12 protein-coding genes are annotated in these 12905 nt (G+C 44.9%); 8 read left to right on the top strand and 4 right to left on the bottom strand.

All coding sequences use genetic code 11. The annotated features are described in order from the left end of the window. Window positions 1–128 precede the first annotated feature (128 nt). Together CLV42_RS29810 and CLV42_RS29805 are read left to right on the top strand one after the other, a co-directional pair. Entirely contained in the window at window positions 129–1763 is a 1635-nt protein-coding gene (locus CLV42_RS29810) for a hypothetical protein (RefSeq protein ID WP_106605600.1), read from the top strand. 139 nt (window positions 1764–1902) lie between these two features. After that, entirely contained in the window at window positions 1903–2193 is a 291-nt protein-coding gene (locus CLV42_RS29805; protein ID WP_106605599.1) for a hypothetical protein, read from the top strand. A 104-nt stretch (window positions 2194–2297) separates the two neighbouring features. On the opposite strand, the gene CLV42_RS29800 is transcribed toward CLV42_RS29805, so the two are convergent. Further along, window positions 2298–3794, bottom strand: coding sequence for an aminotransferase-like domain-containing protein (locus CLV42_RS29800; RefSeq protein ID WP_106605598.1), 1497 nt, complete (start codon window positions 3792–3794; stop codon window positions 2298–2300). Window positions 3795–3866: 72 nt separating this feature from the next. Between CLV42_RS29800 and CLV42_RS29795 the strand changes: the two genes are divergently transcribed. The 3 genes from CLV42_RS29795 (at window position 3867) to msrA (ending at window position 5646) form a co-directional block, all read left to right on the top strand. Beyond that, on the top strand, window positions 3867–4472 hold the full coding sequence (locus CLV42_RS29795; protein ID WP_106605597.1) for an FMN-binding negative transcriptional regulator: 606 nt from the start codon (window positions 3867–3869) through the stop codon (window positions 4470–4472). An 11-nt stretch (window positions 4473–4483) separates the two neighbouring features. Continuing rightward, window positions 4484–5020 (top strand): GNAT family N-acetyltransferase, encoded by a 537-nt coding sequence (locus CLV42_RS29790; RefSeq protein ID WP_106605596.1) that lies wholly within the window; start codon window positions 4484–4486, stop codon window positions 5018–5020. Between the two features lie 119 nt (window positions 5021–5139). Continuing rightward, window positions 5140–5646, top strand: coding sequence for a peptide-methionine (S)-S-oxide reductase MsrA (gene msrA, locus CLV42_RS29785; protein ID WP_106605595.1), 507 nt, complete (start codon window positions 5140–5142; stop codon window positions 5644–5646). Between the two features lie 137 nt (window positions 5647–5783). Here the strand turns inward: msrA and CLV42_RS29780 are convergent, their stop codons facing one another. Continuing rightward, window positions 5784–6596, bottom strand: coding sequence for a hypothetical protein (locus tag CLV42_RS29780; protein WP_146154524.1), 813 nt, complete (start codon window positions 6594–6596; stop codon window positions 5784–5786). A gap of 290 nt (window positions 6597–6886) precedes the next feature. On the opposite strand from CLV42_RS29780, the gene CLV42_RS29775 reads away from it, so the two are divergent. From CLV42_RS29775 to CLV42_RS29765, 3 genes are all read left to right on the top strand, one after another. Beyond that, entirely contained in the window at window positions 6887–7462 is a 576-nt protein-coding gene (locus CLV42_RS29775; protein ID WP_106605593.1) for a hypothetical protein, read from the top strand. Between the two features lie 216 nt (window positions 7463–7678). Next, a complete protein-coding gene (locus CLV42_RS29770) occupies window positions 7679–10066 on the top strand; it encodes an ABC transporter permease (protein ID WP_106605592.1) in 2388 nt (795 codons plus the stop codon). 70 nt (window positions 10067–10136) lie between these two features. Beyond that, window positions 10137–10634: a hypothetical protein gene (locus CLV42_RS29765; protein ID WP_106605591.1), complete on the top strand. Its 498-nt coding sequence runs from the start codon at window positions 10137–10139 to the stop codon at window positions 10632–10634. 87 nt (window positions 10635–10721) lie between these two features. Here the strand turns inward: CLV42_RS29765 and CLV42_RS29760 are convergent, their stop codons facing one another. Then, on the bottom strand, window positions 10722–11693 hold the full coding sequence (locus CLV42_RS29760) for an alpha/beta hydrolase family protein (protein ID WP_106605590.1): 972 nt from the start codon (window positions 11691–11693) through the stop codon (window positions 10722–10724). Between the two features lie 129 nt (window positions 11694–11822). Continuing rightward, entirely contained in the window at window positions 11823–12707 is an 885-nt protein-coding gene (locus CLV42_RS29755; protein ID WP_106605589.1) for a helix-turn-helix domain-containing protein, read from the bottom strand. Between the last annotated feature and the right edge of the window lie 198 nt (window positions 12708–12905).

Here is a 12905-nt window from a genome sequence, read left to right as displayed (position 1 = left end):
ATATACAAAAAAAGGATGTAATAAGGCGAGTATCCCTGGTACCATGTATCTGCGTATGTCACAAAATAATTTCCGTATATTAGACTCCGTATTATGACCTATCCTCAATAAAAGCTGCTTCCCCTACTATGCCAATAGAAAAAAGAAATGCCGGTGTTGTTACATCCTCTTCACGTGCAGTTGCATATAGCAATAATGTGGCAGGAACTTTTAAACCCGCGGTTCCTTCGTTTCAAAGGAAGCCAATTGATAATGAACAGGAAGGGAATGAGCAGAAGCCAGGTGCTGGATTGGGTATGCCAGCTGTGGCGCCTTTTCAACTGAAGTCGGATAATGCCGGTGTGATTCAAAGAAAGGTGTTGGTAAATGGATTTCCGGCTGTAGAGTTGGGTGGTGGGAAAGCGCTGGTAGGTGGTAATGTGGTTACTGTGCCTGGTGACAGAATAAATTGGGTAAGGGACGGGTACGCCAGGAGATATAATGCTGTTGAAGAGTTTATGAAGCATGCAGGAAGAGAGCCTGTAGGTGTTGGACTGGCGAAAAGACTTGGGTTATGGTACAGGTTACCACCCCTTGAGAACAAGAAGTTTTTTGTTTTAGGGGAATCTCATAACGCGTTCGGTTACCGGGAACTGATGAACGAAAGTAATCAGAAAGGTAAAGTGTTGGGAGAGGGAGGTTCGAATACGCTGATGTCGGCAACTTCGGATAGTCCCCTGGAAAAAAGTAATTCGCCTGGTGCTTTGGAGGATGACAATCATGAAGTCCGCGAATATGCTATGGAAAACCTCATTGCTAAAGCATATTATAGTTTCGTTATTTTTAAGAGTGCAGAACAAAAAAAGAGTAAAGAAACGGGCGTTGACAATGCCGCAGCAGTTGATAACACAGAAAGGGAGGCAGGGGATGTTTGGCTGGCGAACTATCAGCATGCTGCGAAGGCAGATAGACGCAGAGATGGAGAAGCTGCAGGACATATACCCTATTATAACAGATCAGCGAAAAAAGTCTACGCCCAAACAGGTACCGCCGCTGAAGGTTATGCATCCGGAGCTGTAGGAAATAGTGTGCTAACGAAATTTTATAATGCTATTAAAGGCATAAGGCAAAAAACGGGCTATATAGCAACCCCGGGTTTTATAGAAGATGTGTTTGAGCCGATAATGTATTTCGTTGAGACACATATACCCGGAACCTGGATTCCCAAGGCCGAAGAGATGTCTGCAAGACTGCTGTCGGCATTGGGAAAAGGTGTAAAAGAAGAAGCAGATCTGTTAGAAGGTAGAAGGAAAGGAGTAGAGATAAAAGGACAAGAAAGCGGAGACTTTATGAAGCCGTTTTTAGCAGAAGTGAAGAAAAGAAGAGGCACTACAGATAACAAAGCCTCACATGGGGAAACAGCTTTTGCTTACAGAAATTTTGCAATGTATCGTTCAGTGATTAAAGCATCCAGAGATGGTTTTGTTATGGCTGGGATGGGTGACCATCACGCACAGGAACTGGAAGCACTTCTGGGAGCATTAACGCCCCGTATAGACGTAATAACGATGAAAGGGTTTATGGACTATTCTACGGATGCTATCAGCCCTATGACTGAACAGGATGAGGAATTCGCTGCAAAGAGACGTGCAATGGTGACAGCGGCAGTAAGGTATCAGAGAGAACAGAATATGATGGAAAAGGAAGAGGGAAACCGTGATGGATCCCGGAATGGAAACCCGGCTGCAGGGACAGCCAGCGTAGTTGCCAATGATTTGGATTAATGCATAGACGGCCGGCATTCCTGATGTAACTTATAGCGTTTATTGTCGTATATTTAGGAACAATCAATTGAATCGATATACCGAGTCGATATACCCGTTCTTGTTAATCAATTTGTTAATCATTAAAACCCAGTTTCACATGAAAGAGATGAAAGCCCTTTTATCGATCTCACTATTTACCATGGTGTTATTATTCAGTTCATTTGCTCCAAGGCAGGAGCAGAAAGTAAGCCCGGCTATTGTTAACTATGCCTGGTATACTCCATCCGGTCAGTTCGTTGCCTGGAGTACACTGGCAAATGCTGAAATCGTAAGCGATGCCGATACCAATCCGACAAACGGCACTTTAGTGGCTATCGGTTATACTGATGGTGGTCCAGGACTGCCTCCTTCAGGTACACTGGTATACAGGTTGTATACGCATCCCTAGTTAATGAAGAGAAGAAAGCGAACATCGGTAAGTTCGCTAAATGACTACAAGTAAAACGAATGAAAAGAGACTGCTCAATACTTTTGAGTCAGTCTCTTTTTATTTTATACAGAGAGCTGTTTTTTCAATAGCTGTTTCAATATGCCTACACTTTTTTCCAGTTCCTCCCTGGATGAGGATGCGAAGCCCAGGCGGACAGCATTGGCATTAAATGTTGGATATAGATGGTTTTTGCCATTGGATATGTATAAGCCCTTTTTTAAAGCGTCCTTTGCCAGCTTTTCGACATCAATAGAAGCGGCAAATTGTGTCCATACCGTCATGCCTCCTTCCGGGATATTAAAGCTGACTGCCTGCTTTAGTTCATTGCTTAGCAGGTCACAGAAGAAATCCCTTCTTTCCTTATATACAGGTAATGTTTTTCTCAGATAACGTTGCATGGTGCCGTCCTGCAATAGTTCGCCGATAGCATTGTCCAGGATATGATCGCCCTGCCTGTCCAGCAGGATGCGGACCCTTGTCAGGTGTTCAATCACATTCTGCGAAGCAGCCAGATAACCGATACGGAAAGCAGGAGAGAAGCTTTTACTGAAAGATCCGCAGTAAATGACCATACCGTTTTCATCGGCGCTTGCCAGCGGCAATAGCGGGCGGTGTTTGTAGTGGAAATCAAAGTCATAATCATCTTCGAAGATGATAAATCCGTACTCACCTGCCAGCCGTAAGAGTTCCAGTCGTCTGTCAATCCGTAATGAGACTGTAGTTGGGTAATGATGATGCGGCGTGACATATACCATCCTTACTTTCTGCCGGCGACAGATCTTCTTTAATTCGTCTACTACGAGGCCATGTTCATCTACCGGGATACCGATATGTTTTGCGCCGGCATGTGCGAAATTCTGTTCTGCTCTCCGCCATCCGGGAATGCCTGATACAATGATATCGCCGGGACTGATCAGCCCATTGCAGACCAGGTTGATGCCCATTACCGTTCCTTTTATTGAAAGGATATTCTGAGCGGTGGTTCTTAATCCCCGTGTTTCGTTGAGGTATTTTGATATAGCATCTTTGTAAAATGCTGAACCATCTGGTTGTCCGTATTTGCCGAACTTGTTGTATAAGCCGCTTCTTGTTAGCTGGCTGCGGTATGCCCTGTATAGCTCTTTTAAAGGGGCCAGTTTAGGATCTGGAAATCCGTCGTCCAGATGTAGTTCGCTACTGACAATAGCTGGAATGACTTCCAGGTAGGGCTGAACGGGGATCCTGAAACCTGCAGTTTGGGTAGTATTGTTTTTAGGTGTATTCCGCAATGTCCGGGGGGCAGATTCCGGTATATGGGAGGTGACGAAAGTACCACGGCCGACGGCACTTTCCAACCATCCCTGCATCTGTAATTCCTCATATGCCTTGGAAACAGTGATCCTGTTGATCTGCAATTGGTCAGCCACATCTCTTGAGCTGGGGAGTTTACTTCCGGGACGGAGTGTCCCTTTTTTGATAAGAGACAAAATAGCGTCTGCCAGTTGGAGATACACCGCTCTTTCTGCTGCGTGATCCAGATGAATATCATGAAAGATACGGATCAGAATTGGACTATCCATTTTGTTGAAATTGGACTACAAATATAATCCAATCGGCAGATACATTTGTACCAGTAAAAAGATAATCCGGTTATGTATGTTCCTCAGTCATTTCAGTTCCAGGACAATAAAGAGATGATAGATTTTATGAAGCGGTATAGCTTTGCCACTATCATCACAACAGGAGATAATATCCCTCTTGCCACACATTTACCATTCTTTATCAATGAGGATGCAGGCAAACTGGTGCTGACAGCCCATTTCTCCGCTGTTAATCCGCAAGCTAAATATATTGCAGCCAATACCTCACTGGTGATATTTTCTGAGCCGCATGCATATATTTCACCCGCACATTACGACAAACGGGAGAGTGTGCCCACCTGGGATTATATCAGTGTGCATGCTTATGGAAAGGCCAGTATACTGGACGATGAAGCTTCCAAAGTACGCGTACTGGAGCAGATGATCTCTTTCTATGAGCCGGCTTATCTTGAGCAATGGCAGGGACTTTCGGAAAAATATAAGACAGGTATGATGCGGGGGATCATCGCTTTTGAACTGGAAGTGACCGATCTACAGGGGCAGAAGAAACTGAGCCAGAATAAGACAGGGGCTGAACGGGAGCGGATTGTCCGACAATTAGAAGAAAGCGATAATGGCGTTGAAAGAGACCTGGCGAATTATATTAAAGAGCTGTAAAAAAGTAAAATATGACATTCGATATTCAGCCTATCCTGGAGAATGAACGTGCCATCCTTTATCCTTTGCGTGAGGACGACTTTGACGATGTGTATGCTGTTGCCTCAGACCCGAAAATATGGGAGCAGCATCCCAATAAGGAGCGATGGAAGGAAGATGTGTTCCGCACATTCTTTGACGGAGCCATCCAGAGTAAAGGCGCCTTTAAGATTGTTGATAAGGCAACAGGACGTGTTGCAGGGAGTACCCGTTTTTATGATTACAACGAGGCTGAAAACAGCATTTGCATAGGGTATACTTTTTATGCAAGAGCATATTGGGGGGAAGGCTTTAATCACTCAGTGAAGAGAATAATGATGGATTATATCTTTCAGTTCGTTTCAAAGGTGTATTTCCATATAGGGGTGAATAATATCCGTTCCCAGATATCCATTGGCCGCTTAGGTGCGGAGAAAATAGCTGAAATGGAGGTAGCTTATTTCGGAGAAACGTCCAAGCAGAATTTTTTATACCAGATCAGTAAGGAGTGGTATTTAGCGGCTCGTTGACAGGCATGAAATGCTTGCCATCCTGACAGTATGGTACCTGTTCTCATGTTTATCTGCTAAAATGACTGTCATTTCATCCCTGGCATAAAAGATGGTGCTTATAGGCTAAAACATGTTATATGTCAACACAGACTGCCATACTCGCGGGAGGTTGTTTTTGGGGTGTAGAAGAGCTCATCCGTGCGCTCCCTGGTGTAACCAAGACTGTTGTCGGTTATACAGGCGGTGACGTCCGTAATGCTACTTACCGCAATCATGGAACGCATGCAGAGGGCATCAGGATAGAATTTGATCCGAATGAGCTTTCTTACCGCAAGCTGCTTGAGTTCTTTTTCCAGATACATGATCCTACCACCCGTAACCGGCAGGGGAATGATATAGGTACTTCCTATCGTTCAGCTATCTTTTACCTGGACGAGGAGCAGAAAAACACAGCGGTTGAACTGGTGAAGGAATTGACTGCAGCAGGTATTTACCGCAACCCGATTGTTACTGAGATCGTACCGGCTTCAGATTTCTGGGATGCGGAAGAAGAGCACCAGGATTATCTGCAGAAACATCCTTTCGGTTATACCTGCCATTTTATCCGGCCGGAATGGAAGTTGGAGGAGACAGAAGGAAAATAGTGTTGTGATAGTTATTGAACGGATAATGCCACAGGAAAGGTTATCAGTGAGGAGTATAATGGGGAGTAGCCTGTGGTAATTGAGATAAAAAAATCAGGTGTTTCTTTTAAAAGAGAAACACCTGATATAATAACTAGTTATTTTTTGATATAACGGAACCTGGTAGAATACTCAAAGGTATTCACAACGGTACCGTCCTGTGTTTCTTTCTCAGTTTCTTTCTGTGTAACAGGGTATCCGTCTTCATCGTAAGTGTACTGTTCCGTTACCGTTAACACATAACCCGGATTCGTGTTAGTTGTGTGTATAGATTTAATGATGTTATTAACAGATAATCCGAAGGTAGGATCGTCAGCTTCCAGCAGAAAAAACTCTGGTTGTTTAGCCGCAAAGTTTACCTTATCGTCATAAGTATAGTCAGTGATAGAACTATCCTTTGTTTCAACACCATCAACTACAGCCACTCTCACTTCTCTGTTGATATTTCCCTTGCTGTCCCAGGTATAGGCATATTTAGTACGTATCTTGTAAGTACCGTTGATCTCAGAGCCTAATTCATACAAAGCGGTCAGACGGCCATTCGCATCGTAAGCCAGACTATCATAGCGGGATTTAACGCTATCTGAAACAAAGAAGTTTGTTCTCAATAATTTACCTGCGCTGTTATAGTCAAACGTTTCAACCAGTCGCTGTGGGCCATCGTTAACGCTGCTGGTTTTCTTCGTAAGCTTACCATTTTCATAAGTCAGTGATGAAATTTCTTTTGAATCACTGTAAGCTCCTACTTCTTTGATATTATTAGCAGCATCATATTTTACCTCTACGCTGTCTTCAGCAGACAACATGTGCAGCAAATATTTTTTGGTCGTAGGAGTATTGTTATCATCATCCTTGCTGCAGGCAGCAAACAATACCACAAGTGCGGCGGCACTCAAGAACAGTTTTTTCATAGGTTTTTTTATAGATTTCTGATTTAAAATGTTATAGGTCAATAGGTTGTAATGGGTTATGTTAACGGAATAGGTTACACTATTCGCATGTTTCCGGCGCAAAGATATATTATTTTAATTATTTATAATGTGTCAAATAAAATCCCTTTTCCAAAATATTATGAAATAGCCGGGCGTTAATGAGTAACGCCGGTATCCCAACCTGAGGGACAATGAATAAGGGTACGGGTACCGACAGACCTTCAAGGGGGAACAACATGTTTTATAAATTACTTATTTTCAATTAAAAAATGATCTTCCGTCGCATTTTAACGTTCGCTATCGTTCTATTATCCGCCACCAATAGCTTTGCACAGACCCTGCCGGTGGTAGATGTTTCCCTGAGTCTGCTCAACTGGACTAAGCACCTTGATGCTGATGTAGATAAATACTTCACTAAGGAAAAAGGACAGGAGCTTAGCCGCAGCTTTGGATTGCTCAAAAAGAACCTCATCACTTATATGAAGACCAGGAAAAATCTGTCCGATAATATCTTCCGTAACAACATCGCTCCCGGCAAGAAGGACCCGGAGAACCTGGAGACGCTGAAGACGCAGATGGGGGATGTGATCCGGGAAATGCGTAACGTGACTGACCTTACCAATAATGAATTAAGGGCAGAAGGTGACCGCCTGAACGACAAGATCTTTAATGTGCTGAACAGTGAAGGCACCCAGTATTTGTCTAATCTTGAAGCGTTCCTGGCCGGTCTGGATGTAAGTAAGCGGGACATTGCCCTGGATGCCAGTGTGGCCTATGATCGTTTGCAGCAATCTATCAATATTCTTGCGTCGACTGAGGATAAGATCAACAGGAAGATGAAATAATACAGTATCACATATTTTCAGACAGCTGATGGTGTTCCCATCAGCTGTTTGTATTTCAGGACCTCCATGTTTGAATACCGGACATGCTTGTCCGGGAACGGACATCCTGATAGTGTCTATGCAACATAAATTATTGGTTTATAATACCCTGCCGGTCAGGCATTTTTTTTGACCCACACCAGCTGCTTTTGCTTTCACTGATATAATGCCGCCAGTATGTTCAAAAACTATCTTAAAGTCGCCTTTCGCTACCTGCGTAAAAATAAAGCGCATTCATTCATCAATATCACGGGCTTGTCTGTAGGTATGGCGGTAGCCATGTTGATCGGATTATGGATATGGAGTGAACTGTCGTTTGACAAATACCATGACAACTACGACAGGATCGCGCAGGTGATGCAACAGGAAACGCTGGATGGGACGATACGTACGGAACGGACGATCCCGCTTCCATTGGAAGCGGCGATGCGTGAAAGTTATGGGAGTGAGTTTAAGCATATCGTCATGTCTTCCTGGACGGAAAATCATACGTTGAGTGTGGGTGATAAAAACGTATCCTACGCCGGCGCGTTTATGGGAGCAGCCAGCCCTGATATGTTAACGCTGCATATGCTGAAAGGCACGCGTCAGGGACTAACTGGCCCAAATGGTATCTTACTCTCACAATCACTGGCCAGTGCGTTATTTGGAGAAAATGATCCGATGGATCAACTGGTAAAGCTGGATCAGAAAGCGGTATTTAAAGTGACCGGTGTTTATGATGATCTTCCGCAGCAGAGCAGTTTTCATAACCTCGCGTTTATGGCGCCATGGGATTTTTATGTGCATGCAAAAGACTGGATACAACGGGACCCTGCTAACTGGACTGATAATTCCCTATTCATGTATGTACAGGCGAATGACCATGCTGATATGGCCAGACTTTCGGAGAAAATAAAGCATATTAAGCGTGACAGGGTGGGAGCAGCTGCCAATACATCACAACCAGCGCTCTTCCTCCAGCCCATGCGGAAATGGCATTTATATGCCACCTTTAAGAACGGTGTCAATACAGGCGGAGCAATACTGTACGTGTGGCTATTCGGCATCATCGGCATATTTGTGCTGTTGCTGGCCTGTATCAATTTCATGAACCTCAGCACGGCCAGGAGTGAAAAACGTGCCAGGGAAGTAGGCATTCGTAAGGCGGTAGGATCGCTGAGAAGACAGTTGATCGGTCAGTTCTATGCTGAGTCTGTACTGATTGCCCTGCTGGCATTCATGCTTTCGCTGGCATGGGTATTACTGGCATTGCCGTTTTTCAATGAAGTGGCTAATAAGAAGATGTTCATCTTATGGGCGAGTCCTGTTTTCTGGCTGGCATGCCTTGGTTTTACCTTATTTGCGGGATTTATTGCCGGTAGTTACCCCGCGTTGTACCTGTCGTCCTTTAAGCCGGTAAAAGCGTTAAAAGGCACTTTTAAAGCGGGCCGGCTGGCTACTGTTCCCAGAAGTGTGCTGGTCGTGTTACAGTTTACGGTGGCTGTTGTTTTAATCACCGGTACCCTGATCGTTTTCCGGCAGATACAGTTTGCCCGTGACCGGCCAGTAGGATATAGCCGCGATGGACTGATTTATATAGAAACCAGTTCCACTGCGCTGCGCGATCATTTTGAGGCGATACAGGAAGACCTGCTGAAATCAGGTACTATTATGGGAATTGCGGCGTCATCAAGTCCGGCGACGGGTGTCAATAATTCAAGAGGGGATCTTGACTGGTCAGGAAAAGACCCGGCTATGACCGCTGAATTTGGTAATATCGGCGTTACTACCACATATGGCAAAACAGTAGGCTGGCAGTTTACCGCCGGAAGGGATTTTTCCAGTCAGTTCCTTACTGATTCATCCGGTCTGATATTAAATGAAACAGCGGTGAAATATATGGGGCTTAAGAACCCGATAGGGAAGATCGTACAGGTGGGGACAAAGCAGTTGCACGTTATTGGTGTCATAAAGGATATGGTGATGGGATCACCTTATGAGCCGGTTAAACCAACTATTTTCCGCATGGGTAAAGCGGGTTTCTTTGACTACATGAACATCAGGATCAATCCGCAGGCGAGTGCGCATGATGCCATCGATAAGATAACAGCAGTTTGTAGGGCGTATGCTCCGGCCGAACCATTCTCTTACAAATTTGTGAGTGAAGAATATGCAAAGAAGTTCAGCGATGAAGAACGTATCGGTAAGCTGGCAGGGTGTTTTGCAGGACTGGCTATTTTCATCAGCTGCCTGGGATTGTTCGGTATGGCGGCATTTATGGCAGAACAACGTTTTAAAGAAATTGGTGTGCGCAAGGTACTGGGAGCTTCTGTATTAAATATCTGGGGCTTGCTGACAAAAGATTTTGTGTTGCTCGTGCTGTTTGCTTGTCTGATAGCGACGCCCGTCGCCTATTATTTTCTGCAGTCCTGGTTACTGAAGTATGATTATCATACTGAAATAACGTGGTGGATCTTTGCAGCAGCAGGCGTAGGTGCATTGGTGATTGCCCTGCTGACAGTAAGTTTTCAAAGCATTAGCGCAGCGTTAATGAATCCTGTGAAGAGCCTGCGACTGGAGTAAGTGTGGTGGTTTTAACAAAGAGGTGTAAATTGGGAGAGAATACGATTGTCGATCCAATATTTATGCATTTATGGATACCCTTAAATTATCTGATTTAATTGGACAGGAAATAGCCGGAGTACGTTTTTGTTACTCTCCGGAGAATGACGATGAATATAGCGTCCAATCATTTTATACATACATCAAACTGAATAACAATAGCATCATTGATATTCCCAATGATGACGATGATGAGTATGTCCGGTTGACGCCGGAAAGTCAGGCGTATTTTCAGGAGAGGTTCGACAATGGGAAGGCCATTAGTGATGAAGGTGCGAAATGTTTAATAGGACAAACAATAGTAGACTTTCTTTTCTGCTATGAGAATGATGAACGGGATTACGAGCGTGCTGCTTATATCCGATTGTCGAATGGTTATTATTTCACTGAGCGGAATTTTGCGCCAATGGGTATTTATGTTGGTATTCGCGTATTTGACGAACAACAGTTTTTAGAAGAAAAGGACAGACTGGCTGATAAATCGGGTATTACAATCCGTTCATTTTTGGAAAACAGGACTGTTGGCTGATATATAAAAACCCGCTCTCTTAGAGCGGGCCTAAAAAGTCTAATAGCATAGCTTGAATATGGCCAGCTTTATCTCTCCTTCAGATACTCATTTATCTTCAACCCGTCCTATTGGATTAGGGCTTTCCGTTAACTCGGCACATGCTGCTAACCAAACGGCATTTTCTGCGTATAGTTGACTGCGGAGGTAAGCCCAGGTAAGCCGTTGTACCGCGGCCACCCGTGCAGGATTCTCATCTGAGGTTTCTGTTACAAGATAACCGGAAATCCCACCTAGCAAATGCTCTCCTCCAAACAAGGTAAGCAGTGACTTCGGTCCTTCGCTCAGGGTATACGCATCAGTGAACCATTCCGGTCCGCGAACGGTGAGGAAAGAGTCATCCTTGTCGCCCCAAACCACCAGGGTAGGAGGCGTCATTCCAGCATAGTCAGGATTCATAAACGGAAAATGTTCCGCTGCAAAAGGACTGAGGTCTGCGCCACCACGGCCAGCTGCGCAAAGCAGTACCCCTGCCTTGATCCGTGGGTCAGACATATCTTCTCCCGGGGTACCATCGGGACCAATAACACGTGCGCCCAATAACATACCTGTCGTCTGTGCGCCAAATGAATGTCCGACTGCCGCAATGCGGTTGCGGTCAATACGTTCTTTCAATCCAGGAAGGGCATCTACAATAAGGTCGAGATTGTCAAGTATACGCTTCATATCCTCCACGCGGAACCGCCAGATCTCGGGTGTCCGGGAATCTTCAGGGCTGAGTCCAAGCGTTCTTGAATCGAGAAAGGTGGGCTGTATCACTACAAAGCCATGCGCCGTCCAGAAATTAACGAGTGGCGCATAACCGTCTAATGAAGACCCGTAACCATGTGCGAAGACAATGATCGGCAGCTGCTGGCCGTTTACAGGTGCGGAAACCCTTACCTGCAGGTCTATGCCTCGTCCGGGTGCAGGCAGTACAACAGGGCTTACAGAGATGACCGGAACAGGTGTACTGAGAACGCCATTGCCGGCTATAGCCGTTGCTGATAGGGCTGATCCATTCGATGCTACTTTTTCCATGATGCTTGTATTATAAAGTTTAATGTAAAATCAGCCGCGATGGCTGATCACTTCATTTGATTTATGCATACAAAGCTCCGGTTAAGCAGCGGTCAATTTTAAAGAGAATCAAACGGAAAATTATGATTTTCATACTTTCCCCTTATCCTTCCTGAAGGAGTTGGGGGTAATGCCGGCGACTCTCTTAAAGTAGTTGTTGAAGTAGCTGGGGTATTCAAAGCCAAGGGCATAGGCAATGTCGGCGATGCTCCAGTTGGTGTGCTGTAAAAGTGCTTTTGCCTCGGTGGTGATACGCTCGGCGATGTGTACTGATATAGGTTTCCCTGTAATTTCCTTTACTGAGCGATTGAGATAGTTTACGTGAACGGCCAGACCATCTGCGAAGTCCTGGGCAGTTCTCAGCCTGAGAGGATCTGCTGTGTTCTCTATGGGGAATTGTTTTTCCAGCAGGTCGGTAAATAAACAGGTGATTCTCGCAGCCGCGTTCCTTTGCTTCAACCCATGTTGTGGCTGTATTCTCAATGCCTCATGAATAATGAGGTCTATGCAGCTCCGGAGCATTTCGTCCTTCCGCTCATAATCGCCACTGTATACGGAAAGCATCCTTTGGTAAAGTCCCTCGATAAACGTTGCTTGTTCGCTGCTTACAGGGATCACAGGAATACCGTCAATGCGGAAGATCGATGCATTCAGTAAACTTTCTTTCCGTTCCCTGCTGTCGATAAATTCTTCCGTAAACAGGCAGGCATAGCCTTTTTGTTCAGGAGAACGATGCTCTGTGGAGTAGGGTATATGGGGATTGCCAAAAAACAGGAAAGTATCATTGATGTCGATTGTTTTATCGCCATAACAGATGTTCATGTCGCCGGTAGCCAGCACTATTTTATAACAGTCCCTTCTGCCATAGGAGAGTGACGCATATGCGGGTCCGGTGATCTCGTGAACTTTAAAACCTTTCAGTTTCAGGTCGGAAGAACGGCAGGCTGCAACGCTGCATTCAAGATGTCTGTTCATCTGGCAAAATTAACAAATTCAAACCTTTTTATTGTGTCAGATCTCCGATTCCGGTGCGGGGGCTGTAACTGTACCTGGGACGTCCGGAAGGAGTGAGTAATAATACACTATAATGTTACCTATGTTCCCGCCGGATTCACATAATAACGGGTTCTGAATGAACGTAACATTATATGATACCTATTTTGAACAAAAAGG

The sequence above is a fragment of the Chitinophaga ginsengisoli genome (assembly GCF_003014595.1).
GTDB classification, from domain to species: domain Bacteria; phylum Bacteroidota; class Bacteroidia; order Chitinophagales; family Chitinophagaceae; genus Chitinophaga; species Chitinophaga ginsengisoli.
The sequence above is the reverse complement of the archived record's forward strand: the minus strand, read 5'-3'. Positions and strand labels throughout refer to the sequence as shown.